19 protein-coding genes and 6 pseudogenes are annotated in these 26014 nt (G+C 54.4%); 16 read left to right on the top strand and 9 right to left on the bottom strand.

The genetic code is table 11. The features are described 5' to 3' along the window. Window positions 1–185 precede the first annotated feature (185 nt). From JMJ04_RS30570 to pepF, 3 genes and pseudogenes are all read left to right on the top strand, one after another. A complete protein-coding gene (locus JMJ04_RS30570) occupies window positions 186–338 on the top strand; it encodes a hypothetical protein (RefSeq protein ID WP_201374135.1) in 153 nt (50 codons plus the stop codon). 275 nt (window positions 339–613) lie between these two features. Further along, window positions 614–1040 (top strand): annotated as a pseudogene (locus tag JMJ04_RS30565) (DDE-type integrase/transposase/recombinase); the annotation flags it as partial. Window positions 1041–1223: 183 nt separating this feature from the next. Beyond that, window positions 1224–3035 carry an oligoendopeptidase F gene (gene pepF / locus JMJ04_RS30560; protein WP_201374134.1) on the top strand — a complete coding sequence of 604 codons (1812 nt, stop codon included), beginning with the start codon at window positions 1224–1226 and terminating at the stop codon, window positions 3033–3035. A 172-nt stretch (window positions 3036–3207) separates the two neighbouring features. Here the strand turns inward: pepF and JMJ04_RS30555 are convergent, their stop codons facing one another. Genes JMJ04_RS30555 through JMJ04_RS47130 form a run of 4 tightly spaced genes read right to left on the bottom strand, consistent with a single transcriptional unit; the run spans window position 3208 to window position 7832 of the window. Continuing rightward, window positions 3208–4677 (bottom strand): S41 family peptidase, encoded by a 1470-nt coding sequence (locus JMJ04_RS30555; protein WP_201374133.1) that lies wholly within the window; start codon window positions 4675–4677, stop codon window positions 3208–3210. Further along, complete coding sequence (locus tag JMJ04_RS30550) at window positions 4661–5272, bottom strand: hypothetical protein (RefSeq protein WP_201374132.1); 612 nt, start codon at window positions 5270–5272, stop codon at window positions 4661–4663. The genes JMJ04_RS30555 and JMJ04_RS30550 overlap by 17 nt, the downstream gene beginning before the upstream one ends. A 35-nt stretch (window positions 5273–5307) precedes the next feature. Further along, the gene (locus JMJ04_RS30545) at window positions 5308–7596 is read right to left on the bottom strand and encodes an ABC transporter permease (RefSeq protein ID WP_236038534.1); all 2289 of its coding nucleotides are present in this window, start codon (window positions 7594–7596) and stop codon (window positions 5308–5310) included. Next, window positions 7578–7832 carry a hypothetical protein gene (locus tag JMJ04_RS47130; protein WP_236038533.1) on the bottom strand — a complete coding sequence of 85 codons (255 nt, stop codon included), beginning with the start codon at window positions 7830–7832 and terminating at the stop codon, window positions 7578–7580. The genes JMJ04_RS30545 and JMJ04_RS47130 overlap by 19 nt, the downstream gene beginning before the upstream one ends. On the opposite strand from JMJ04_RS47130, the gene JMJ04_RS30540 reads away from it, so the two are divergent. The 4 genes and pseudogenes from JMJ04_RS30540 to JMJ04_RS47120 form a co-directional block, all read left to right on the top strand. Further along, window positions 7831–8496 (top strand): sensor histidine kinase, encoded by a 666-nt coding sequence (locus JMJ04_RS30540; RefSeq protein WP_201374131.1) that lies wholly within the window; start codon window positions 7831–7833, stop codon window positions 8494–8496. The two genes, JMJ04_RS47130 and JMJ04_RS30540, sit on opposite strands and share 2 nt — an antisense overlap. 396 nt (window positions 8497–8892) lie before the next feature. Then, window positions 8893–9582 (top strand): response regulator transcription factor, encoded by a 690-nt coding sequence (locus JMJ04_RS30535; RefSeq protein WP_201374130.1) that lies wholly within the window; start codon window positions 8893–8895, stop codon window positions 9580–9582. Window positions 9583–9855: 273 nt separating this feature from the next. Beyond that, a pseudogene (locus JMJ04_RS48445) lies at window positions 9856–10323 on the top strand (helix-turn-helix domain-containing protein); the annotation flags it as partial. A 36-nt stretch (window positions 10324–10359) separates the two neighbouring features. Then, window positions 10360–10897 (top strand): annotated as a pseudogene (locus tag JMJ04_RS47120) (IS5 family transposase); the annotation flags it as partial. A 96-nt stretch (window positions 10898–10993) separates the two neighbouring features. On the opposite strand, the gene JMJ04_RS30520 reads toward JMJ04_RS47120, so the two are convergent. Continuing rightward, on the bottom strand, window positions 10994–11896 hold the full coding sequence (locus JMJ04_RS30520; RefSeq protein ID WP_201374127.1) for a LysR family transcriptional regulator: 903 nt from the start codon (window positions 11894–11896) through the stop codon (window positions 10994–10996). Window positions 11897–12054: 158 nt separating this feature from the next. Between JMJ04_RS30520 and JMJ04_RS30515 the strand changes: the two genes are divergently transcribed. From JMJ04_RS30515 to JMJ04_RS30475, 9 genes and pseudogenes are all read left to right on the top strand, one after another. After that, a complete protein-coding gene (locus JMJ04_RS30515) occupies window positions 12055–12930 on the top strand; it encodes an NmrA/HSCARG family protein (RefSeq protein WP_201374126.1) in 876 nt (291 codons plus the stop codon). 82 nt (window positions 12931–13012) lie between these two features. Then, window positions 13013–15010, top strand: coding sequence for a hypothetical protein (locus tag JMJ04_RS30510; protein WP_201374125.1), 1998 nt, complete (start codon window positions 13013–13015; stop codon window positions 15008–15010). Between the two features lie 198 nt (window positions 15011–15208). Further along, window positions 15209–15454: pseudogene (locus JMJ04_RS30505) on the top strand (transposase); the annotation flags it as partial. Window positions 15455–15699: 245 nt separating this feature from the next. After that, entirely contained in the window at window positions 15700–15951 is a 252-nt protein-coding gene (locus tag JMJ04_RS30500; RefSeq protein WP_201374124.1) for a hypothetical protein, read from the top strand. Between the two features lie 324 nt (window positions 15952–16275). After that, complete coding sequence (locus JMJ04_RS30495; RefSeq protein ID WP_201374123.1) at window positions 16276–17247, top strand: hypothetical protein; 972 nt, start codon at window positions 16276–16278, stop codon at window positions 17245–17247. Window positions 17248–18060: 813 nt separating this feature from the next. Continuing rightward, the gene (locus tag JMJ04_RS30490; protein ID WP_201374122.1) at window positions 18061–19308 is read left to right on the top strand and encodes a M28 family metallopeptidase; all 1248 of its coding nucleotides are present in this window, start codon (window positions 18061–18063) and stop codon (window positions 19306–19308) included. Window positions 19309–19359: 51 nt separating this feature from the next. Further along, a pseudogene (locus tag JMJ04_RS30485) lies at window positions 19360–20613 on the top strand (RNA-guided endonuclease InsQ/TnpB family protein). Window positions 20614–21291: 678 nt separating this feature from the next. Further along, the gene (gene uppS, locus JMJ04_RS30480) at window positions 21292–22104 is read left to right on the top strand and encodes a polyprenyl diphosphate synthase (RefSeq protein WP_201374121.1); all 813 of its coding nucleotides are present in this window, start codon (window positions 21292–21294) and stop codon (window positions 22102–22104) included. 237 nt (window positions 22105–22341) lie between these two features. Continuing rightward, the gene (locus JMJ04_RS30475) at window positions 22342–22830 is read left to right on the top strand and encodes a hypothetical protein (protein WP_201374120.1); all 489 of its coding nucleotides are present in this window, start codon (window positions 22342–22344) and stop codon (window positions 22828–22830) included. 376 nt (window positions 22831–23206) lie between these two features. On the opposite strand, the gene JMJ04_RS30470 is transcribed toward JMJ04_RS30475, so the two are convergent. From JMJ04_RS30470 to JMJ04_RS49025, 4 genes and pseudogenes are all read right to left on the bottom strand, one after another. Continuing rightward, window positions 23207–23614, bottom strand: a complete 408-nt coding sequence (locus JMJ04_RS30470) for a hypothetical protein (RefSeq protein ID WP_201374119.1) — start codon at window positions 23612–23614, stop codon at window positions 23207–23209. Between the two features lie 132 nt (window positions 23615–23746). Next, the gene (locus JMJ04_RS30465) at window positions 23747–24502 is read right to left on the bottom strand and encodes an FG-GAP repeat domain-containing protein (RefSeq protein WP_201374118.1); all 756 of its coding nucleotides are present in this window, start codon (window positions 24500–24502) and stop codon (window positions 23747–23749) included. Between the two features lie 730 nt (window positions 24503–25232). Then, entirely contained in the window at window positions 25233–25520 is a 288-nt protein-coding gene (locus JMJ04_RS47115; RefSeq protein WP_236038531.1) for a hypothetical protein, read from the bottom strand. A 191-nt stretch (window positions 25521–25711) separates the two neighbouring features. Beyond that, a pseudogene (locus JMJ04_RS49025) lies at window positions 25712–25837 on the bottom strand (helix-turn-helix domain-containing protein); the annotation flags it as partial. Between the last annotated feature and the right edge of the window lie 177 nt (window positions 25838–26014).

Raw genomic sequence — 26014 nt, 5'->3', positions numbered from 1 at the left:
ATAAGACCTCACCGCATACGCGACCACAGGTCCTACATCCGAAAAATCATACAACGGTTAACACTATTTCCATATATCCTTTGTATGCAAAGAAGAGGAAAGTAAGCAAATCCATACAACGGAAAACGTTCTTTTTGATGTTCGTTGTATAGTCTTCGTACGAGATGAAGGGGGCAAAAAATACAATGAGCAGGCAGCAAAAGCCAACAATGGGGGCGAGGCTGGCCTCCCGTATCCAACAAAAGAAGGCGGCATTAGACAGATACCGGCCCCTTCCAGCGGGAACCGTGAAACGATTGAATGAAGACCTCAAAGTCATGCTGACCCTTCAATTGTAGGGCAAGAGCAGAAGTACCAAGTGCCCTCGTGCCCCTGTCGCAGTCTTCTTCGAGAGAGTCGCACAGAGGAGTATCCACTGGTTCTGTCAGAACTCAAACACAATCTTGGCACAGGGGTTCTCTTTCTGGTATGCTGATCTCAGCACTCTGACGGAACGAGGAACGTCACTCATGAACTGCCCTCATTGTACTGCCACGAGCACCAAGGAGCGAGCAAAGAAAACGAAACTTGGGTATACAACCTTCTTCTTTCTCAAATGCCAACCTGTTTCCAACAAGTGCATGGGAAGTGGTGCTATCTGTATCGGGCGATCGACCATGAGGAGAATCTCGTTGATTCCATGTTGAGCGGGAAGCGGAACATGGAGGCGGCGAAGCGGTTTTTCAAGCAGGCAGTTGCTGTGGTTGGTCATGCTCCCGACCACGTGACGACTGATGGGCAACCATGTCCAGCATCGAACGAATAAGGATCTTAATAACCGGTTGGAACAAGATCATCGTGATATCAAGCAACGATACTATCCCATGCGTGGCTTTGGAACATTTGAAGCGGCAGCACGTTTCGGTTATGCCTTTGGCGAATTACCACATTCTCTCCGTCCGCACCGCTTCATGGGAGAAACGATCTCACTTTCCGAACAGCGACGGGTTTTTCTCAATCGGTTTGTCGCCTTGCACGTTCTGCGACAAGCTGCCTCGTAGCAAGAGACAAGCAGGAGCCAGCATTTCATAGAACTTTGATACGTTTCTGTGTACTCAGTTCTGACAGAACCGGTGTTGTGCTCCAAAAAAAGTTCAGGATGCATATACTTCAGCTGAGTACGAAAGTTGCGGAAGACCCATTTTTTCGGGTCAATTCTACAGACAGAAAGGTAACAGACCAAAATGCCAAAGACTACTCTTCCCCCACGTAGCGCGCAACGCCAGGAGGATACCTGGGACGTTGCCAGTGTATTTCCCAATATCGCAGCCTGGGAAACTGAATATCAGCTGGTGCAAGCGGAATTGCCGGCCTTTGAAAAGTATCATGGTAAGCTGAATGGTCCCGCGATCTTGGCCGAGGCGCTCGATGCATTCTTTCAGGTCATCGTGCGTGTCCAGAAGTTATCTATGTATGCCGAGCTTTTGACGAGCGTCGATACCAGCAATGAAGAGGCGGCAGCTCTGATCAGCAGGGCAGCGACGCTCAATGGGCAGGTGAGCGCGGCACTGGCCTTTATCAAACCAGAGCTTCTGGCGAATGGCGCAGAAAAGCTCTCGCAGTGGGCCAGCTCAGACTCACGCCTGGCTGCGTATACTCATTATTTAGAGGATCTTTTGCGCTTGCAGGCCCATGTGCGCTCACCTGAAGTTGAAGAGCTATTGGGCGCGCTCAACGATCCCTTTGCGACGACACAGAGCGTTATGAGATCTCTGACCAGCGCCGAGATGCGCTTTCAGCCCGCAAAATCGAGTACTGGCGAGGAGTACCCGGTCGCTCAGGGCACAACTGTCGCACTTTGGTCCAGCGCTGACCGCGAGACGCGCCGCACCGCCTGGGAAAATTACCATGATGGCTATCTCGCTTTCAAAAAGACACTGGCCAGCAACCTGGAGGGCGGGATTAAGCAGTATCTCTTTTTCGCGCGCGCGCATGGCTATCGCTCCGCCCTGGAAGCGCGGCTCGCGATTGACAATATCCCCGTTGAGGTCTATGACAACGTCATCCAGGCCTTTCGTCGGAACCTCCCCACCTGGCATCGCTACTGGGCACTGCGGCGACGCGTGTTGGGATATAAAACTCTGCATACCTACGATCTCTATTCGCCGTTGACCACGGAACTGCCTGCTCTGCCCTATACACAGGCGGTCGATTGGATTGCTGAAGGACTTCAGCCGCTCGGTGATGAGTATGTGCAGATTCTGCGCCGGGGCTGTCTGCAAGAACGCTGGGTGGATATCTATCCCAATCAGGGTAAACGCCTTGGGGCATTCTCCTCTGGCTGTCCGGGGACACATCCTTTTATCTTCATGAGCTATGATGACTCTCTGAAAGGCATGAGCACCCTGGCGCACGAACTTGGGCACTCGATGCATTCCTATCTGACCTGGCAGACGCAGCCGCTTGTATACAGCGATTATTCGATGTTTGTGGCTGAGACTGCTTCAAACTTTCACCAGGCAATGGTACGGGCGCATCTGTTGCGCACGCGCCCTGAGCGCGATTTCCAGATTGGGCTGCTGGATGAGGCCATGAACAATTTCCACCGTTATTACTTTATCATGCCCCTGCTGGCCCGCCTTGAGTTGGAAATGTATGAGCGTGTGGAGCGCGGCAAGGCCCTGACCGCCGATGTTCTCAATGGCCTTTTTGCTGACTTCCTGGCGGAGGGCTACGGCAGTGAGGTTGAAGTGGATGCCGCGCGTGATGGCATTACCTGGGCTACCTTTGGCCATTTGTATGCGAACTTCTACGTCTTCCAGTACACAACAGGTATCGCTGCTGCGAACGCCCTGGCGCGTTCAATTCTCGCCTCCCAGCCTCAAGCGGTTGAACGCTACCTTGCATTTTTGCGCACTGGCAACGCTCGTTATCCGCTGGATGTCCTTCAGCAGGCAGGCGTCGATCTGCGCACACCTGAGCCAATCGAGGCCACCTTTGCTGTACTGGCCGACTATGTTGAGCGACTCGAACAACTGACGAGTTCTACGGAGTAAAATGTACAAATAGAGAGGAAGAACAAAATGTTATTTGAGCCTTAATGCATCCGTTCCTTCTGGATTTGCGTCACTGGCTTCTGCGCCAGTGGTGCCATCGCACAGGAGCGCGGTACTGCCAGACGGCAGTACCGCTTTATTCCAGGAACAACTAGAGAGTATGTACCACATGTTAGAAAGCCTTGGAGGCTTTCTCAAGGACAGGATCACGGCCTGTAGCCAGATCTGTCTGTGTGGGGCGCACTTCATCGTCAGGTGGTACGCCAATGCCATCGATGATCTCACCAGCCGGCCCTTGCATGAATGAAACAGGCACGACCACGAGGCTCCCATCATCAAGAAAGAAACCGCTAGAGGGTCCAGAGACCACTCCCGCCGTTCTTTCTCCCACCAGACGTCCTAGGTGAAGATCACGAATATCCATAGCGGTCGCATCACAGGCAGAAGCGCAGCCTCGATCAATGAGTGCAGCGAGCTGAACGTGGAGCAGGGGTATACTCTCATCTGTCCTCTGATCTGTACGTTGCCCTTGTTTGTCAACAAAGGAAGCAATGATCTGATTGTGGGCAAATAGACTGATCACACGCCTCTGTTCCTCTACATCTCCCCCACCATTCCCCCGCAGATCGAGAACCAGGCCCTTGAGTTGTGCTCCCGCCTCTTGCACGGCGCTGTGGATCTGCTCATAGACACCTCTCTCAAACTCGGTGAAATGCACATAGAGGATGTTCCCAGGCAGCATCCGTTTAGAGACGAGAGGAGCCACTGGGAATGCGGCAGGAGCCAGATGCACGCTTTTGATCTCATCAGATCCAGGATGCCGCACCTGAAGTTGTACGGGCGCCAAAGCAAAGAGCTGGAGTATTGCCTGCTGCACTGGTTGTTGACCGATAAAGAGAGGGAGCCCATTGACAGTGACGATGGTATCACCAGGACGCACCCCAGCCTTCTCTGCAGGGCTGCCCGGATCAACCTGTAGAATATAGAGTGGAGGCAAGGCATGCACAAGCTGGTCGGGCTCGAAGCTAAGGTGAATGCCCAGCCCGATTCGGGTGCCGGGTTGCACATTACCAGTGGGGTTCCCGCCTGCCAAGGCTGGCTGGTAGTAGGCATGGTTGTCATGCAAACCGTTCACCATCTCTGTAATCGCCGCAGCAACACATTCACGCTGGTTGAACGAACGATGCGCGGTCATCGCCTTGTACGCCTGCTCAAACGCCTGCCAGTCCTTCTGACGATCGCCAGTCAGCGCGGGCAAGACAGCATTGCGTTGATCCTGGTGCTTTTGCACAAGGTAGTTGACCATACCGATCATCGCATACTGGAGAAGCCTCTGGGAATCGAGGGCTCCTGGATATCTATCGAGAATACAGTTGTATGCCTGTTTTATGGTGTGTACACTGCTGGCAGCCGGGGTTATATTTGGCGCGAATGGTGCAGGTCCAGCATCGCACGATGCGAGGCCAAACACGGTGGGAGGTGCCGCTCGCCATGTGAGATACCAGAAGCCTGCTACGATCAACACTACCGCTATCAGCAGGCGCACCAGTGTGACACTGTCGCGCCGCCACCATTGCCTGCCGGGGAGAGACACTCCTGTCTCTCTCCCTTCACGCTCCGGCTTTTCATTTCTTTTGACCATTAGAATCATCTCCTCCAGAAAATGCTTCCACCATATGAAAGTTCAAGTCATCCTGATTCATCATGCGCATATTCTCGTCTGCCTGCTGCTGCGTCAAAATATGCCGATTTACCAGGACTTTGTGAGCCTCTCGAATCGCAGTAATCTTTATCGTATGGAGCTGCGTCTGTGAAATGCCATGTGCGCTGGCAAGATCGTTCATCCATTTCGCAGCATTGGCTGAACTAATGCCATTCTTTTTACCATCGGCAGTGACATTTGCAAGAAGCGTTGCGTGCAAATTGTCCTGTATTTGCTGCTCGCTCATATGCAATCTCTGAGCAACCTGCGCTCTCAGTGTCTGCCAGTACACATCAGGATACTCATCCCAGGGGTTCTGGGTAGGGCTATCATCTTGTGCTGATCTCTGGCCTGTGTTTGAATTAGTGCTCGAAGAGGCATTGTTCGTGGTATATACCTGCCAGCCGAGCAGGAGTAGCGCGCTCAGAATAACCATCCCTCCCAGCAGGAGCAGAAAGGGCGCGAGGCGCAATTTCTGTTGTCGCAGCGGCTTGTGCTGGAGCAGGCTCGTGTGATGCTCATCCTTGTTCAGCATCCGTTCCTCCTTCTCTTGCTCTATCACATGTTTCTTTAGTCTTCATAGCGCAACGCTTCGGCGGGGATGATGCCAGAAGCTTGTTGAGCAGGAACAACGGTGCAAACGAAAGACACCAGGTAGCATCCCAACAAGAGGTCAAGCGTTGGAAGCAGCGGGACTGAGAAATCTTTCGAGGTGGCGTAAGCAATCTGCGAGACCAGCCACCAGGTCAGGGTCGTGCCAATGAGCAGGCTCAATGTCACGATAAAACTCGTCTCCAGCAAGAATGAGCGCCGCACCAATATTCGTGAGAAGCCAAGCGCACGTAGCATACCGATCTGCTGCCGCCGCTCTGCTACGGCACGAATAGCGATGACGCCAATCGAAACCGCGCCAAACAAGATCCCGATGACCAGGTACGATATGAGAAACCGTGTAATGCTCATCGTGTAGGCATTTTGTGCGGCGATAAACAGTGCATCGGATGAGCTGGAGGACGTGTCCACCAGCTGCTGCCCAATACCAAAATTGTTGGTCATGATGAGCATGACCAGGAACAGCACCAGGCTGAGCAGGGAGACAGCGACACCAGTACGGAAGCGAAATGTCAGTGGATAGGAGAGGCTTGTACGGCTTATCGGTGCCAGGGCAGGCACTTGCCGAAGGAGCATATGCAACGCGTTTGCCAGGCCGTCGCTGTTGCTAAGTACCAGCACAACCAGGCCAATCAGCGGCATAAGTAGACTGAATAGGAGACCAAGTAAAAGCTCCTCATTGTTGAGCTGGCCACTAGGCGGCAATGTGGTGCTAAAAACGAAGAGCAGCGTCCCGGCCCCGGTCTGAAGGCCATACAGTAGCCAGCCCAGGCCAACAAGCATTCGGCCAAGCCAGCGGGCAAGTGCTACTGGAAAGCGGAAGACAGTACTTAACCAGGTGAGAAACAGCCCCCCGCCACCAATCAGCACACCCACACCTAGTTGTTCCAGCCAGCCTACAACCAGGATTTGCCCCAATCGCAGCACCAGGTAACCCACCAGGAGACAGAGCGGACCGCGCATGAAGAACGCTCGGAGCAACCGCAGGAGAATGACACCACGCCGTGTCAGGGCTGGCGCGGTTTTTAGTTCGCTCAGAAGATCCTTGAGGCTCACCTGGCGATGAGGGTCATCCAAATTACGGATCGTGGTGACAATATTGCCATGGCTGATCCAGATGCCAGTTAACCAGGTCATGATGAGCGTCGTCAGCACACCGACACACAGTACCATCAGTACGCTCTGCCAGTTTATCCAGAGCTGAAGTGGAAATCCCGCACTAGAGGTGAAACTTAAAGAGGGGAGCGTAGAGAGCGTTAATAATTCAAGTTTCAGGGCACCCAGGCCAAGCAGCACACCTGGGACGACAGCCAGCAAGCTATAGCCACAACATTCAATCAGCAGGGCCTGGACCAGGTGGTGCCTCTGCAAACCGATGGCTCGCGCCATACCTAGCTCCATCCGTCGATCCGCCGCCAGGAACAGGCACAACAAGACCAGAAGCAAGAGGCCCATACTGATTAACAGACCCGTACAGACAGGCAGGAACAGATCAACCTGTCGGCCAGCCGACGTTGTCAAGAAATCGCCTTTGTTCGCGACCGGGTTCCCGCCAGTGTACTCTACAAACTTTGGGTTGAGAGGGTGAATGATTGTACTATTAAAAGTGACAGGAAGCCGCCCGTGTGTATCCGTTGGTGTGTGAAAGTACCGTTCTAAGAAGGTGAGAACGGCCTGGCTGCTCCCCGGACCACCAACATTCTTGATACAGATGAGATTGGGGGGCAGAGATTGATGGGTAGAGTGCAGACTAAATTGCTGGAGCATCTCCAGAGGAAGGAGTATTTCTGGATAGGACCCATTAGCAGCAAGTTCGCCCCCCGTCATGACTGGGTCGTTCGAGAGAATGTCTCGCACGAGAGCATTTAACGTCCCATTCTGCCCATGCATGGTTAGCTGTATGTGATCGCCCGGCTTGATATCCAATGACCTTGCGACTGAACGACTGAGCAATACTTCGCCAGAGCGTAAGCTCGCGCTAGACACCGTCTGCCCCTGGCTATTGTGTAAAGAACCATAGGTGTGTTCAAAGTCAGGCGGGACCCCCAGAATATACTGATTGGTCTGGAGAGTGCCCGTTCGCTGTACACGAAAATCCACTCCCAGGGGCCTCAGGTAGACCGCTGTAGCTGCCTGCACCCCCGCTTGCTGTCTAATCTGGGTGAGGGCGCTATCAATCTGAGCTTGCGTAAAGTGGCTGCTGACAGACTCGTCAACATCACCAACTTTTAGCAGGCGGTCAGCCACCAATGAGTGAGAGAGACTATCTGGTAAGCCAAAGAGATGGTGAGAAACATGGAAGAGAGTAGCAAGCCAGAGAGCATGGTGAGCGTCTGAGCACGGTGACGCACAATATTACGCACGCCCATCCGCCACAGCAACGGGTTGTTCACACTCACCCCTGCAAGCATTAGTAAACATCCCCCTACTAAGACAGCAAGTAGCAGGGCCTGTGTTGTCGCGGAGAGGCCAAAAAGACTCATGGAGAAATCCATCACTGTGCCCCTTTCCCCTCGAACATGCCAGCGCATGGCACGCGAACTGCATGATACCCTGGCCCAGGGGCTCGTTGGCCTGACGATGCAGTTAGAAACCATCGATTCACTTCTCATCGAGCAAGGGTATGAGCAGGCACTGACCATTGTGCGACAGGCAATGACGCGGTCGCGAGCCACCATTACCAGCGCGCGTGCCATCATCACAGATCTACGCACAGAGCCCGCCTCCACCAACGATATTCTCACAGCCATCGAGGCCGAGGCGCAGCATTTCGCACATTCGACCGGTATCGCCTGCACCTGCTGCCTACAAGCGGTGTTGCCAGGCGACTATCATAAACATTTTTTGCGTATGGCCAGCGAGGGGTTGACCAATATCGCGCGTCACTCCCAGGCGAGCCAAGCCTGGATACGATCAAGCGTTGAGAATGGGGGGATCACCTTTGATATAGAAGATAATGGGATTGGCTTTGACCCCGAACAGGTCAAAACCGGGCATTATGGCCTGCTGGGGCTACGGGAACGAGCGCGCCTGATGAACGGGCATCTCCTGATCAATAGTGAACCGGGTCAGGGTACAACCGTGCGCCTCTACCTTCCTTATCAGACACATCCCGTAAAACCCATGTCCTTCAGGCATGGGGAGTAAGTCAAAGCGAGAACGTGTGCTTGTCAATGACTCCTGACTGAGGGAGGAGGCTTGCAAGAGCCTTGAATGTCCAGCCAGAAATCCCTGGCTGGACATATGAGATACATATCCATGCCAGCGCCAGTTCCAAGTTGTTAAAAAGAATCCAGAGGGCTTTGTTTGTTGCATCGAAAGGAGGAATGGTAGAATACCCGCCCCTTCAGGCCGTTTTTTCTTCACAAATTTCAAAGTGATTTGGCAAGGTGGCTAAAGAAGCTATCGGAAAAAGAAGAGTTGACAACTATATGCTTGAAGGCTCAGGCCTGACAAGCCGCTTCCGCTGCAACCTCTCTTTCATCGCTTTTCCATGTGGAGCAAAGACAGCCCTGAAAAGAGAGGTATCCTGCCGCTCAAGTCATGAACGAAATACAGGATACCATTCGCATTGTGGTCGTTGACGATCACCTCGTCGTGCGCGAAGGGCTACGCATGATGCTGGAAATCGCAGGCAAAGGCTTTACCATGCTCGGCGACGCAGAGGATGGAGCCACAGCTGTGCGTGTGGTTGAAGAGCTTCAGCCAGATGTCGTGCTGATGGATCTGCGTATGCCCGGTATGGACGGTCTGGAAGCAATTACCCGGATACGAGAACGCTGGCCGCATATTGCTGTCGTGATCCTGACCACCTATAACGAAGACGATTTGCTGCTGCGCGGGCTGCGGGCAGGCGCATGCGGCTATTTGCTCAAGGATACCAACCGCGAGACATTGTTTCACGCTATTCGCGCGGCGGCTCGCGGTGATATGCTCCTTCAGCCAGAAATCATGGCCCGCATTCTGGCTCACACCACTGATACGCCTAACCCGCCATTGTCAGGCGCTGAGGGGGATAAAGAGGGCATATTGACCGAACGGGAGTGCGAGGTGTTACAAGCAGTAGCACGCGGCGAACGCAGCAAGGAGATCGCCGCACGGCTTGGTATCAGTATCCGTACTGTCAGTTCCCATCTCACGAGCATCTATACAAAACTTGGCGTGGATTCGCGCGTCTCAGCGGTGACCGTCGGTATTGAGCGCGGGCTAGTTTCACCAAACTTAGACAAATGAGCATTGACAAATATGTGCAGTACCGATTGCAAAAACCTTGCGCGCTGCCCTCAAATTGGGTAGGATTACTGGCAGGAGAGATGATTCGCGTCCCACGGTGTTTTTCCCCGAAGGAGTCTCTATGCTCAGGCAAAGAAACGAGCGCCGGGAACCAACGCATGACTGGCAGCAAATTCAGCCGTGCTCAAAGACAGCGCGCAGATCCACTATGAAATTTTGCGCCCCGTGCTCCTTTGGGGGCAGACGCCCAGAGAGCGCGCCGCCGAAACGAGTATGTCGCAGCGCACAATCTATTACAAAGCCAATCTCTTCGACCAGGCTGGGATGGCAAGTCTTTTGCCCCCAGAACCACCGCCACCGGTGCCGAAACAGGATAAACGGTCGCTTCCGCCTCCCGTCCGTCAGGCCATCGTGGATGCCCACGCTGACTATCCAGATCTCTCCTTGCACGAGATTGCTTCCATTTGCTACACTCAGTTTGGACGGAAACCCTCGCCACATACCCTCAAGCTGATCCTGGCAACTGGCCCCAAGCCACAGCGAATGACGCGCCGATTCCCTCATTTTACCGAGATCGACGATCCTGTTCACCCCCGGAGGGTCATCGTCCAGCTCCATGCAGAGGGATGGACCATCGCTTCGATTGCAGGCTACCTGGAGACCTCGCGGCAGACCGTGCATGCGACTCTGAAACGCTGGATCGAAGAGCAATTTGCTGGCCTAGAAGACAAATCTCACACGCGCCATCGACGCGCCCTCAAGACGGATCTCAAGGCCATGAACGAGGTCAAAAAGCTGGCAGAAAATCCAGAACTGGGAGCCTACCGCTACTTGACGTTGATGACCGAAGATGCGCCCCAACGGGAGCACGACCTGCGTGAGGTCTTCAACGGCTTGCGCTGGATCGTGCGCACCGGAGCCCAATGGCGTATGATGCCTCACGACTTGCCGCCCTGGGCAGCCGTCTATCAGCAAACGCAGCGCTGGCGAGAGATTTGGCGTCTTTGAGGCCTTTGTCCACGACCTGCCCGCCCTCTTGCGCTTGGCCGAGGGACGTCAGGAGCAGCCCTCGGCGGCCATCTTTGACAGCCCAACGCTGCAATCGAGTCCTGAAAGCGGGCATCGAGCTGGCTACGATGGGGTCAAGCGACGCAAAGGCAGTAAAATTCACCTGGCCGTCGATACCCTGGGTCATCTGCTGACGCAGTTGGTCACTCCTGCTGACGAGCAGGATCGAGCCCAGGTTGATAAACTGGCAGCAGGTGTTCAAGAAGTGACAGACCAGCATGTTGAGGTCGCCTTTGTTGGCCAGGGAGGGCTACACCAGTGAGCAGGCAGAGCAGCCCACGTGATGCGCAACGAAGTCATAGAAAGAGAGGGAAAGGGGCAAAAATGTGTATCGTCTCGCCGCTCAACATGCGCGAAGAGGCAACGATGTTTGCTCTTGTGCCCAGGCCAATGCCGTTTGGACAAACAACGTTGCTCCTCTGGAGGCCATTTCCTGCGACCTGACAGCAAGTCCGATTTGTAATGGTTGAGGGGGATCAAGTGGCAGAGCGACTACTCCCTCAAGCTTTTTCGGGAGCATCATACGTGGAATGAGTGTGATGCCGAGTCCCTCACGAACCATTGCCAGGATCGTGGTGCTATCGCTGGCCTGATAGCGCAGAGGTGGCCTGCTACGGCGACACTCCAGACCAGCCCTTTCCATCATCTGAAATGAGCACTCGCTCTTTGCCATGATCAATCCTTCGTCACGCAGCTCACCAGGAGACACGACAGTCTTCGCGTGCAGACGATGCCCAGTCGGAACGAGCACACACAGTTCGTCTGTTGTAATCAGCGTACTCTCGATCCCAGATGCTGGCAGGAGCACAAATCCGACATCAATGATGTCGCTCTCAATCCACTTGTAGACTTCTTGCAACATCCCTTCAAAGAGCACCACTTCCATGTGAGGATACGAGGCGCGAAAACGAGTTAGAACGCTGGCGAGCACGTCTGGGCAGAGGGAGAGCGTCGTGCCCAGTCGCAGTTTTCCCGACGTTTCACCGTGTGCAGCCTTTGCTTCTTGTTCGATGGCTTCGGCTTGTGCCAGGAGTGCACGTGTATGGAGAAGGATCTTTTGTCCGGGGTTGGTTAGTGCCACCACGCCTTTGCGGTTGCGCTCAAGGAGGGTCACGCCTAATTCATGTTCAAGGGCCGAGAGGGCATGACTGACCGTCGATTGGGTCAGGCCAAGCGTGTAGGCCGCTTCGGTAAAACTTCCGGTTTCGACGAGCGTGACAAAACACTGGAGTTGCGAGAAATTCATATGGTTATCTTTCATAAGGATATGGTCAATATGATTTGCATTCATTGTAGCAAATCAAGTATACTCCCGACAAGCGAGAGAACTGGTAAACCGCAACGTTATCAAGGTAGCTCTCATACCACATGAAAGTCAACACAACAAGAAAAAGAGGAAAAACGATGGCTCCTTTGCAAAAAACGGTGTTCGTCCTGGGGGCAACTGGTCAGCAGGGTGGCGCAACCACCCGTCATCTGCTGGCAAAAGGCTGGCGCGTCAGGGCATTCTCCCGTGACCCCAACCAGCTTGCCGTGCAGGTGTTGCGTCGGGCAGGCGCAGAAGTCATCCAGGGGGATGCTGATGACCGCGCTTTGTTGGAGGAAGCTATGCAGGACGTCTACGGAGTCTTCTGTGTCCTGCCCATCGGCGACGACGAGGCCCGCCAGGGCAAGAATGTTGTCGACGCAGCGCAGGCTGTCGGCGTCCAGCACTTCGTCTATTCGTCAGTAATCGGAGCAGAACGTCTTTTCCACCATGGCACCAATGTCAACAAATGGCAGCTTGAACAGTATCTCCAGAAACACAACCTGCCAGCGACCATTCTGCGTCCCGCCATGTTCATGGACCTGTTTGTTGGCCCACCTTTCGGTGTCTCGCAGGGCAGACTCGCCAGCGCGATCAAATCGGATGTGGCCTTGCCACTGATCGCTGTAGATGATATCGGCGCCTTCGCCGCACTCGCGTTCGATCATCCGAACACCTACATCGGGAAAACAATCGAGATCGCAGGAGATGTGCTGACGCTGTCACGGATCGCTGCCGAAATCTCCCGTGCTACTGGACGATCCATTCCCTACGTCCAGCTTCCCATCGAAACCATTCGCCAGCAAAACGCAGACTTCGCGCGAGCCCTCGATCGTATCAACGAGGGAGGGGGTGACCTGCCAGATATTCCAGCGCTATGCAAACTGCACCCTGATCTGATGCCTTTCGATGTCTGGCTCGTGAAGGAAGGCAAGGAGAGATTCGAGTCCTTTAAATGGAGCAAGCACGCGTGAGCCGATGAGATGCCGGGGCATCTCTGATCTTCACTAGCTGCTTTTTTTGTGTCTATTTGCGCGTCCGTGAGAAGGAGGACTCATGACCAGTATCACCTCTTTTCCCCTTACTATCCAAACCACCTCCCTGTCGGTGCCTTCGACCCCATCATGGTTCGGGGAAGTGACCGTGATTGCGCAGCACCTTCGGCACCTGAGCGTACTCTCAGCTATTGAAGAGCGCGTGCGCCTCGCCCGGCGTCGGTTCGGCCATTACGACTTGATTGACTTCGCGGTCGTACTACTGGGTTATGCCATCAGTGGCGAACGCACGTTGGAAGCGTTCTACGAGCGGTTGCAGCCTTTTGCTCAGCCGTTCATGGCTCTGTTCGGGCGGGAACGCCTCCCTCATCGCTCAACGCTCAGTCGCTTTCTCGCCGCGCTAGATCAAGCATCCGTTGAGGCGTTGCGCATGCTGTTCCTGGAAGACCTGTTCGCTCGACCTCTGGAGAAGGAAGAAAAAACGGGGGGGCTGTGGGATCGGCAAGGAAGGCATTGGCTAATCTTTGATGTGGATGGCACACGACAAGCTGCGCGTCAGCGTGCCTTACCATCCACCCCCGATCTCCCACCAGCACAGCGCCGATTGGATGAGGTCTGTGCGCCAGGCTACCTCGGGCGCAAGCGGGGAGAGATGGTGAGGACCCGGACGACTGTGCTGCAAGCCCATACACATCAATGGGTCGGCACGTTTTCGGGTGCATCAGGCGCAGGCAACGGGGATTACCGAGGTGAGTTGCGGCAGGCGGTGAAAGCGATCAGTGCGTATCTGCAAGCCCAGTCTCTCCAGCCTGGTCAGGCCGTGGTCCGCCTGGATGGGCAATATGGCAATGGGGCCATTGTCGCCGATCTGGCTGGACTCGCCTACGTCATGCGGGGCAAGGATTACGATCTACTCAATCTTCCTCAGGTGCAAGCTCGCCTAGCTCAACTACCAAATCAGCAGACCACCCATCCCGAGACAGGAACCTGCAGGTCCCTCTTTGACTTCCCTGATCTCACTCTTTCTCCAGCCGGACCGCGCACGCGGGTCATCATCGCTACGCGTCCGGCGACAAATTCGCCAGTAAAAATCGGCACCGCGCGTGATGAGCAGGTCTACGAGCTGTTCTACACGGTTTTGCCGAGAGGCTCGTTCACGCCTGCTGATGTGGTCGCTTTGTATTTGCATCGTGGCGCGTTTGAAACCGTGCTCTCAGATGAAGACAAGGAGCAAGAGCCAGACCGCTGGTGCTCGCATACCGCCTGGGGCCAGGAGTTCTGGCTCATCCTTGCCCAATGGGTCTGGAATATCCGACTCGAATTGGGGCATGCGCTGCACCCCACGGCTATGCGCACGACGGAATTTGCTCCGGCATCAGCGCAGGAAGAGGCGTCGGTCTCACCTGCTCTGGTCCCTCAGCCTTCTGAAGCAGCTCCCGTCATCTATGGGCCACCACAGTGGGCCCGCCAATCGTACACGAAAGGATTTGCCGGAGCCGACTTCTCTTTACAGCCCGATGGGACCCTGCGCTGTCCCGCTGGGCAGCCCCTGTATGCACAAGAGCGCAGACTAGAGCGCAATGGCTCGTTACGGATCCTCTATGCCGCACGGATCGGCCATTGTCGAGCGTGTTCGCTGAGCGAGCAGTGTCAAGAATCAGCGACCACCATCAAAGCGCGACGGGTCAGTGCCGTCTATTGGCCTCTCCCTTCACGTTCCTCGGGCTCAAGTGAGTCCTCTCCTGCACCAGAAGAAGCATCCCCTCCATCGGCTTCTCATCCGATCCTTTGGGGAGACTGGCAGCGATGCTTTCATCGGCGAGAGGTAGTGAAGCTCCTGCGCCACCAACGCGTCGATGTAGAACTCACTGAAACGGCTCCAACGACTCAATCTCCGTCAGTTCTACTGCTTTCCCGTGCCGAGCGAGCTCACTATCGTCTCTCCTGGGAGCAACGTTTGGCACGCAACGCTCGTAGATCAGCCGCTCCAGATGTCTCGATCAAGCTCTTCGGGATACCAGACGCCTTTGCCGTTGCTCTCGGTCTCCGCATCGCTTGAGTGTAGCTCAATCTCGCTTTTGTGAAACAAAGCTCTCGTCCTCGATTGCTCTCACCTATCTCTCACGCTATGACCTCTTTGCTGCTCTGTGCATCCTCTCCTGACGATTTCTGGTGAGCGAACGTAAAGCTTCTTCAAACTGCATGACAGGCTGTCTTTTTTGCCTTCCTTAGCTCGTTGCACATCACGTGGGAGTAGGCAGCCCAAGAGCAGGGAATACGCTTGGAGGTGGCCAAGCTGCCTGAGGCCATGCGCGGTTTTGTGCTCTTGCCACGTCGATGGGTCGTGGAACGCAGCTTTGCCTGGATGACACATTTTCGTCGCCTGGCTCGCGATTATGAACGCTTGCCTGAGACGCTGGTTGGTCTTCACTTGCTGGCGTTTGCTGTCATCATGCTTCATCACTTTATTCTCTTGATGAGTCACTGCGCTTTCTGTTCATAACAGACTCTAGTACTACAGCACCACTTAAAACGTGGGGTGGCTCCACAGGCTCACTGCCACATTATAAGTCTTCTACAAAGAAGGAGCCTAAGAAGTCACTTCATAACATATATACCTCGCTAAGTGGTGCTGTAGTACTAGATGATCGGTGACACGCGCCGAGCCGGCCGCAGGTCGCCAGGCCAATGATCTGCACGATCTGAAACAGCCGTTTGGTCACACACAGGTCTGATAGGTAACGCTCTTTGATCCGCGAACCAGAGGAGGTCGCCTCCTGGCCCCTGTGTCAGCGCTATCTCGAGCAAGTGCAGGCTTGCGACTTGCTGATCAAGCAGCATCAGCTGTTACTGCCTGAGACGGCCAAAATCCTCGACTGGGCCGGCACCTACCTGCGCGAATGTGCGCTGTACCCGCTCACTGAGCCATTGTATCAGCAAGCAGTCCACATAGGAGATTTATCCCCAGATATTATTGACAAATTTGATCAATTTAGTTAACATTAATGCATTAACGAGTACGGATTCCATGAACATTATGCCATATTGCAGCCTGGCTTTTGTCGCTGAACTGTGTCTTCGACATAGATGGCCGAGCCTGTGGCGCATAGGATTATGATGGACAATAAGTATCCGTACTGTGGGTTGTTGCTGGTCTATATAAGATCACCGACCTTACGTGCACATTCAAGCTTACTGAATGCGTCAAGAAAAATCGAGAAACGGTACGAAAGGAGTTAGAGGCAAGTATAACAACTACATAGAGTACATCGAGTACATCTGACGACCAACCTGAGAGGGGTTGGAGTGGGTAGGAATGGATTCATGCGGCAGATGGTGAACTACTGGCCGCAGGTCGTCTTTAGTGTGTGTGTTGCAGCATACGTCCTGATCACCGTTTCCTTGTTCATGCAGGGAAATGAGTGGGCGAGGATGCTGGTATTTTCTGCCCCGGTGATTGTGCAGGCCGCCAATTATGCTGGTGGTGCCATCGTCGTCGCAGGAATCAGTCCGCGACGGATTTATGGCTACTGGCCCTGGTCGAAGCTGGCCAGCCTGTCTATTAGGCAGAACTGGCGAACGAGAGCTGGGCTTATGATGGGATGGCCTATTCCACTCGCTGTAGCGGCAAGTGGAATAGGCCTGTGGTGCGCAAACGCGTACCGAGCGTGGGTGCCGGGTGCAGGCGCAGCAGGATACGAGACTGCGCAGAATCTGGTGCAGGCTGTTTTGGGAGGCGTTGCGTCTTTCGCAGAAGTCTGGCACGCTCACCCGCCGCACAAGGGCGCAAACGCTCCAACACACGAGGGGAGCGCGGACGGAAGAGTCGGCAAGGCGACACTGCAGATGAAGCTGCGCAAGCGGGTCATCTATAGCGTCGCTATTCTGAGTGGGCTGTTGCTCCTCAGCGTTACCGTCGCGCTCCTGGCCAGGGGGGTTGCCAGGTGGTTTGCCTTGTCGTGGATTCTATCGGTAGGTCCCATTCTCATCATGGTTGGCAGTTACTCGCTGAGCGCGATTCTGGGATCTGCCGTCCCTGAAAGGAGGACCACTGGCAAGTGGCCGTGGGTGTCTATGCAATCGCCCGCGGTTACAAATACCTGGAGCGATAAGGTGTACAAGATGCTGCTTGTAGAGGTCCTTACCTCGCTCAGTGGGAGCGCGGTAGGCAGCCTCGTGGCGAAGCTTGCCACTTCGCCAGAGGACAGCCTGGCGGTGCTGTCCATGGCGCAGAGCGCTATCTTCACCGCCGGATTCCTGTCCACTCAGTGGATCTCCTCCCGGAGATCGGACTGATTAAGTGGGCATGAGCAGGGGCAGCAGCCTGGACGAGAGAGAATGATCTTCCTTGTCCTGCGCTGCTGCCCCTGCGGCGTTATTCCCTCCACGTTGCTTCACCAGTTCCCGACAGATACAATTGCAGGTGCTTTCCTGTGATAAGATTGCGCGCAACCTGATAGATCCTGCTTTCAAGCTTGTTATGCTCGTGCAGGATATCTCTCTGAGCATGAAGCGTGAGAAAGACCTTCTGGAGCAGGTTCGCAGCCTGCTCCAGAAGGTGGCTCCTTGCATGAATGTGTTTGTCCTCTCTCGCTCTTTGTTTGCTCGCTCAGTGCAATCTCTTAGGCACAACAGAGGTCTACACAGATGAAGCTCTCAAAGGGAGAGAATCCCTCTTCACAATGAAGAGAGAAGCAATGACTATTTCAAGAAAGGAACACTGTAGTATGGCACATTCATCAGGGGCAACCCCAAAAGGGGGTTTTTTTCAAGGACTTCCAGACGTCTCAGCCCGCGTAGCGCTCCCGGTACAGCAAAGCGGCTGTTGTGACACCACTGATCAGGCAACAAGTGGGCTGTTGCGGCGAACCTGCAACGCAAGGCATAGCTGCCTCTACGGCAACGGGAGGCTGCTGTGGTGAGCCAGCCAGTGCATCCGTGTCGAGCAAAGCAACAGGTGGATGCTGTAGTGAACCAGCCGCGACTCCTGTGTCGAGCGAAGTGGCCGGTGGGTGTTGCGGCGAATCTGTTCAAGCGTCAGCAATCACGTCCTCTGTTGGACAGTCCCAATGTTACTAAGGCCACCCATTGACCTAAAGGAGAAGCAGCATGCCTGCCGTTGACACCATTCCATCGGAACTCATGGCGGCCCTGGCGCTTCTTGATCCAACACATATGATGGAGCACACACGTCGTTTGTGTGCTCCCGCCTTTGTGGGCAGACGTGTGGGAACAGAAGGGCATGCCCAGGCGACGCGCTACCTGGTTGAAACCCTGCAAGCGTTTGGGAGGAAGGTGCGTACCCAGGAGTTCGCTCTCACCTCCCCGGCTCTCGAACTTGAAGCACCACTCCTGCTGGAACAGATGACTCCTGACGGCTCAGTGGCACGTGTCTTTGCCCATCGCACGGAGTTTGGTGAGCATCCCCGTTCCGCCTCCCATCCCAGCTTATTTGAAGGCTCGGTCACCGTGTTGCCTGAAGATGGCTTGCTGGATGCGTGCCAGGGGAAGTGGGTGCTCCTTGACGCGGTTCCGCAGGGAGAGGCGTTGACGACGCTGGCTGCGCAGTTGGCAGAGCATGGTGCCATTGGTCTGCTCACTCCCTTATATGCGACGGCTGATGGCTATCTCGTCAAACGGATCTTGGCAGGCTCTGCGGTGGCTCTTCCCGTGCTCTCGGTGCGGGCGGATCTGCTGCCCACGCTGGCAGGCACGCGGGTGCGCGCACGTGTGCCTCTCGTTGCCCGTCAGGCGCAGGGATGCAATGTTCTCGCCGAACGTGGTGGCACAGAGGGCAAATTTGCTGATGCGCCTCTGGTCATCGGAGCGCATTATGATGCTCTTGGCGATGACCTGGGTGGCCTTCACTTTCCAGGAGCAACGGATAACGCGGCAGCGGTCGCGGTCCTGCTGGAACTGGCGCGCGTCCTCGCACAGCTAGATACGCCACTACGACGACCGCTGGTGGTGGTCGCATTTGATGCCGAGGAAGTAGGCATCCAAGGCTCACGCGCGCTGGTGTCTGAGCTCAAAGCCCAGGGGAAAGCGCCACTGATGCTCAATCTCGATGGTGCTGCGTGCCTCACTGATGCGGTCTGGGTCGAGCCTGGAGCACAGACCGAGTCTCTGTTGCAAGCGCTTGACCAGGCGGGACGCTGGCTCGACATTCCTCTGGTGGTGGGCAATATCGCCTCCGATCAGCGCGCCTTCCTCCAGGCGGGGTTCCCTGCCGTTGGGCTGAGCGTTGGATGCGCAAAAATCCATACCCCGGCTGATGCGCTCGATCTAGTGGAACCTGAGGCGTTGCGCATTGCAGCAACGCTGCTCCTTGGAACCATCTGGCAAGTGCTCTGGTGATGGAGACACGCCTCATCAGGAGAGATGGGGGTGAAAGGAAAGGAGGTCTTCATGATCCTGTGCAAAAAGATCAAACTGGATCTCAGCGAGCAAGATGCGGCGACCCTTGAGTTCATGCAAGCAAAATGCAGAGGCCTCTACAATTGGTGGGTGATGAAACTGCGAGACGGAGAGACGTGGCGCTTCAACGCCTGCAAGAAAACCCTGGCTGAGAGCCGTGCCTATGATCCTGAACTCAATCAGGTCTATGGCAAGCTACTTGCCGAAGTCTACTATCGCCTGGATGGGGCTATGCAAGCCTTCTTTCGTCGCCTCGCCAATGGCGAAACGCCAGGCTTTCCCCGCGTGCGACCTCGCCATGGCTTCTTTACCCTCTGTTATCCGGTGATATATCTCACGCTCGAGGGAGAGACGCTCATCTTGCCCACAGGGGGCAAGGGCAAGCACAAACGCATTCCTGCCATCCGTGCCACCCTCACCGAAGAGCCTCCCGAAGGCTTTCGAGAGGTGGCCATCAGTCGCGATGGCCGAGGCAACTACTACGCCTCCTTCAGTTACCGACAGCCCGAGGAAGCCAAACACGACGGTGATACTGTGGCCTTCGATCTGGGCATCAAGACGCTGGCAACTGGGGTCACGGAAGGGGGCCGCTTCTATCACATTGGTGGGTTCAAAGGCTCGCGTTGGTACAACAACCAGTTGGATCGGCTTCGCTCGAAACGCAGCAGGTGCAAGAAGAAATCGCGTCGGTATCTTCATCTGAGCAAGGTGTACAAGCGTGTGTCGCAGAAGAAGCGCAACAAACAGCGCGATAGCCTGCACAAGGCGTCGCATCTCATTGCACGATGAGTGGTTGAGAGAACTGTCGTCGTGGGTGATCTTTCTCAACGGCAGATGGTCATGAAAGAGCATCAGGAGCGCAACAGGACGCTCAATCGGGCCGTCTATAACGACTGGGGCTTGTATGCCTTTGTCCAGATGCTCAGCTATAAATGCCAGTTGTATGGGAAAGAGCTTCAGTTTCTAGATGAGCGCAACACGTCCAAGCAGTGTCGTGGCTGTGGCAATCTGCAAGACATGCCACTGCGCAAGAGGATGTATCAGTGCGCGGAATGTGGACTCGACATGGATCGAGATGAGAACAGTGCTCACAACATCTTGATGAGGTTCCTTGCCCGGCGAGGGCCACACACTCAGACTCGTCCTGAGTGCGATGTGCTGCAGGCGACCCAAAGCAGCGTAGAAGTCATGGGGACTTCCTGTGAGGGCCAAGTGCAGCAATTGAAGCTATTCGAGTGTGGATAAGCACATTTGAGTAGATTTAGAATGGCAGTTAATACATTCAAATATATAATGCAGGAGGGCGAGGCAAGTTTTTTTTGCGTGAGGCAGCGTCAAGCAACAACCCGCTGCCACAAGCGGCGTCAACGCGCTGAGAGCTTCATTGAGGGGGAGAATCGCGCGAAGCGGGTAAATCCAGGAGGTTCACACACAAAATCGCGTCCTAGTGCAGGTTCCAGAGACCTGTTGTGCAATAGGGCCAGCGTTCCTGTGTTCAACGAAGATGAGGAACGCTCTCTTACACACTAGGTCTCCTGAGATTGCACTAGCGCGATTGGCCTCTCGATGTGAAATCGCCGAGGAGAGGATCCGCCCTCCCTCCTGTGCCTGGATGAGCACGATGCAAAAAAATGTGTCGCACCCCTCCGGAACGGGTGCGGCAAGGTTTTTTGCGTCGTGCTCATCCAGATCAAAAGACACGTGACACTAGCTTCTAGGGTTCCTGCGTGCTCTCAATTTTGCACTTGAGGGCGTGCAAATGAGAAGCTAAATTCCTATACTGCCTTTGGAGGCATGCGACAAGTGATTATAGGGTCTACGCTTGCATGAACGCTCTCTGTTGGGGATTATGCAAACACAGACTCTATAGTTTGCCGTATGAATCTTGACGCGCGCTCTAAACTTATGAGATAGAGGTCTATAATGCAGCTATTATCGACTCTTGATACTACATTCAAACGCTCTTTCTCCTCGTTTGCCCTGAAGCGCTTAGAGGCAGAGAAGGATCAATGGCAAGTCCCTCGCCATCTGGGACTGATCATGGATGGTAATCGACGATATGCGAGGAAGCATCACATTTGGGATACGAAGCAGAAGCAATTTGGACATGCTCAGGGGGCAGAGAAACTTGAGGAAGTGCTTCATTGGTGTCATGAACTAGGAATCAAAATTGTCTCTGCCTGGGGGCTTTCCTTAGACAATTTTCGGCGTGATCGAGTAGAAGTAGACACGATTCTTGAACTGGTGAAAAAGAAATCGGATAAGTTTACCCATCATCCAGATGCGCATGCAAAGCAAACTCGTGTACGCTTTCTGGGGGAATTGCAGCACCTTCCACTTGATGTTCAAGATGCTATCCATTTCACTGAAGAAGCGACAAAAGAGCATGATCAGTGTCTCTTGAATATCTGTCTGGGATATGACGGGCGAGAGGAGATCCTCACAGCTTTTCGCAGACATCTTATGGTGCAACTCGAACAAGGAAAAAATCTGGCGCAAGCTACAAATGCTCTCTCCCTGGAGGCGATTAGTAGCCATATATACACATCTGGATTGCCTGACCCGGATCTGATTATTCGTACCAGCGGTGAGAAACGCCTGAATGGTTTTCTCCTCTGGCAGAGCGTTTATACTGAATATGCTTTCTGCCCAACTTACTGGCCAGAGCTAAGCCGACAAGACTTTCTCCAGGTGCTCAAGGATTACAATCAGCGCGAACGACGTTTTGGTAAATAAGCCTGCTAATGCAAACGTCACTCGCGCTACTAAAGGGGTGCGGCAAGTTTTTTTTGCAAATAGTGAGCGCACGAGCATGACAGGAAAATAGTCAGCCAATCTTTTCCTCTTGTCTCTCAGAGCTCGACTTTGAGCTTTTTTCATCCGCGTGCCTGCTATTCTCCGTGTGCGATTGTGTGTTGTCTTTCGCGTATTGTATGTACGACGAAATGAGAAATGTCTGTAAAGGAGTTCCCTATGCCACACTGGTTTTCCTTCCGTCTTGTGAATTGGATTGGCCTGCTGGGGTCAGTGCTCCTGATCATTGGCTTCTTCTTGCCAGTTCGCTTTGTCGCAATCACCTTTCTCCACCAGCCTCCATCCTATTCTACTGATTCATTTGGGAGTATGCTCGGTAGTACCATCATCGGTAGCACCCTACTTTTGCTTGCGATCCTCATTCCGCTGTTATCCTTTCTCGCCGGGCTTCTCGGTACAGTGAAGCGAGTCATGCTCATCCTCAGCCTCTTGTTTGCCATTCTTGGTTTCCTCGGATTCCTGATTGTTTCCATGTTTCTCCTGTCCTTCTCCACATGGGGTGGTCGTGTCACCGAGACGCACACGTTCGGTCCAGGTTTCTGGCTGATGCTCATTGGGTTTCCTCTCTGCATCGGCAGTAGCATCATCGCTCAATACCTGTTGCCCAAGCCTCGTATCACTGTCATTAAATCATCGGAGAGTCTGTGAGAAATCGCGAGAGGAAACGAATTCCGCCGACTTCCATAGGGCTTCGTTCGAGAAGAAACTTTAAAAATGTACAAAGTCAAGCTGAGGTTGTGCAAAAAACTTGCCGCTCCCCTACTAAAGAAGGGGTGCGGCAAGTTTTTTTGCGTGAGGCAGAGTAGGCCCTTGAGTATGAACGGATACTGTTGCTCAATTGTTGCTCGGTGCTCAACGTGAACAGGCCCAGAGCTACGTCAGCTGACAGCTGACGTAGCTCTGGGCCCACATCGTTTTCTTTCTCTACATATCGCGCGAGAGCGGGCACCTTCTGTCAAAGCCTGTCAGATAGGGGCAATGCCTCTCATTGAGTCGGATGCTTTGCTCTGACCGCAGACTCATCCTAGCTGGCAGTCATGGTGAGGTCGTTAGTATGCCACACCCCCGCTTGCCACCACAGCTCAATGACGTGGAGACTCGTGCTGCCCTGGCCGATGTAGAACACGTGTTGCGTGTTCGTGTTCTCGAAGGCATAGTTGCTCAGCGCGTTCGTTAAAGCGGGGAGCGCACCACCAATGGCTGCCGTGGTGAGGTCGGTCCACGTCCGCCCGGAGCCTGAGGTCCCCCGCAGCTCTATGACGTGAGGAGCCCCGCCGACCGTGGCGAGGTAGAACACGCGTTGCGTGGTATTGCGCTCGAAGACAGTGCTGCTCAGTGGACTCACGGCAATAGGGGTGGGCGAACCAACCACGATCGAGTTGAGGTCCTCCCCCAAGAACCACCCGCTGCCGCTGTTCCACACGAGCATCATGACGTGATTCCCCCCATTGCCGAGGTAGAACACGTGCTCCTCATTCTGGTTCTCGAAGGCGTAACTGCTCAGCGGAGTCCCTGCGGCAGGGGGGAACCCCGATCCAACACCTGACGCGGTGAGGTCGGTGGCCTACCACCCGGTGGTGGCGTTCCACTGGCGCGCAATGAGGTGCTGCGTCGCGCCGACCGTGGCGAGGGAGAACACGTGTTGGATGTTGGTGTTCTCGAAGACATTGGCGGTGGCCTGGATGGTGTTGACCTGGACGATGGCCTGGCCAGTCCTCTGACCCATGTTCGCTCCCTCGGTAGCGGTGACGGTGAGGAGAAAGGTCCCTGGCTGCATGTAGGTATGGGAGCCACTCACGGTGAGAGTGCCATCGGGGTTCGTCGTGAGGGTTCCCGGTGATGTGAAGCCATCTCCCCAATTGATGGTGGCGATGGTGTCGTTGACGCTGCTCGCTCCACTGATGGTGGCGACCGGTCCCGTGAAAGGAGTATTGACTGCGGCGTGGATGGTGTTTACCTGCACCACCAGCGGGCTTTGCAGCAGCACTGTGGCGTTGTTGCTGTTGCTGTTGGTAGCGACGATATCGAGCTTGCCATCGCCAGTGAAATCGCCTACCGCTACTCCAACGGGAGCTGAGCCAACGGCGAACTCCTGGTGAGGAGCGAAGGTGCCATCGCCATTGTTCACCAGCACCGAGACGTTGTTGTTGTGAGCGTTAGCGATGACGATGTCGAGCAAGCCATCGCCAGTGAAATCGCCCACCGCTACTCCTTCGGGAAATGAGCCAACGGTATACGTTGCCGAGCTAAAAGACAGGGGATCGGTTGCCGCCGCCAGGGCCAGATATCTTTGGTAGCCCTGTGGCCAAAGGGGAGCCAAGGAGAGACGGGTGACTCTCCTTGCAGCATGCTCATCATCTCTTGTTGCTTCTTGCTCTCAGCATCTTGCGACATATCCACCTCATTCCTTTCTGCTACGTACGCTCCCTCAAGGGAGGGGAACTGAAGGGGTTCAGTTTGCCCCCCTGAGCATGACTCGTTTCATCTCCGTGAATGCGTGGCTTCCGTCATGGTGCGCCTCTCCTCATCTCTGGATCGTTCCCCCTGGGCATACACTCCAGGCAGACCTTCTCGATGAACAGCATATGGGCTCTCTGCCCTTGTTCTCCGTGAACTTGCCGCTTCGGTTGAGCGCACCGTGAGTACCATCTCTGCTTGGAGGCCCTCTCTCCTCCTTTCTCGTGATTGTGTTGTTGTGTCATGTATTATTATGTACTGCTTTTACTATTAAAGCAATGCATTATTGGTAAATCGATTGTATTATATTTATCATTGATAGCGCATACACGTTGCCAGAAGCTGGCTCATGCATGAGGATCTCTGGTGTTCCTGGGTTCCGGCAGTCAGGCACCTGATCAGAAGAAGCGCAAAGCTAAAAGCAACCAGCCTGCGCAAAAAACGTTCGTTTTCGTTGTGTTTTTTGGCTATTTTTCGCGCATATGGGAGCTCTCGTCACCCCTTGGTGGACCAGTCCGAGGGGGCGGCAAGTTTTTTGCGCTGAGTCTCTCCAAATCACGAGGACACGATTGATCCCCATTGCTCCCAGTGCTTCATCGCTTGCCGCTGACGGTACGCCCGTTGCTTTCCACCATGCCTGAGCCGATGGGCCAACCATGTGCGCGAAAAGCGGGATACTGCATCAACGCCTCGCGCTTGCGCAAGTAGTCCAGATGTTCCCCAATTCCCTTCTGCTGCGTGAGATCGTTCCCCAATCGGTCTGCCAAGCGCAGCAACGCACGAGGTCCTCGGTGCTTGAGCACATGCAAACAGCGTTCCAGCATGCGATCAGGAAAACGCAAGCCAGCATGTTCCAAGGTTTCGAGCAATTGGCGGAACATGCCGGAGAAGCCCATCCACACGACAGCCGCACTTGTTCATTATGGTTTTGAGGGCAATGGCATCCTGAAGCAACAGAAGATGCTCGTGTTCTTTTGCTACGGCAGGTTTTCTTCAGGCTGATCCCATTGAGCATCGATGCAATCCGTCTCAGGTTGTGCAAAACGATCGCGGTCGGCGTTTTCTGACCGGTCTTGAAGGCTTCCTGCTTGCGACGAAAGCCATAATTGTAGGCCCAGCGAGAGGCTCCGGCATGCTTGCGGCACAGCGTCTGTTGCACGTTATTGAAATCAAGTTCTACCCGGTAGCCACGTACCATCTTCTGCACTTCTTCCTCTGTGATGAATGGAGAACAAATATGCCACAAAGCCGCTGCTGTGGCAAGGGAAGGTCTGTCCATGGTTGCCCTTTGTTGCCCATACTCTTGAAAACAAATTATAGCCCTGCCATAAGAGGATTCTTTTCCAATGAAGAGTTGATGCTCAAAACCATTATA

This window comes from Ktedonobacter robiniae, from assembly GCF_016587375.1.
Taxonomy (GTDB): domain Bacteria; phylum Chloroflexota; class Ktedonobacteria; order Ktedonobacterales; family Ktedonobacteraceae; genus Ktedonobacter; species Ktedonobacter robiniae.
This window is presented reverse-complemented; position numbering and strand designations above follow the sequence as displayed.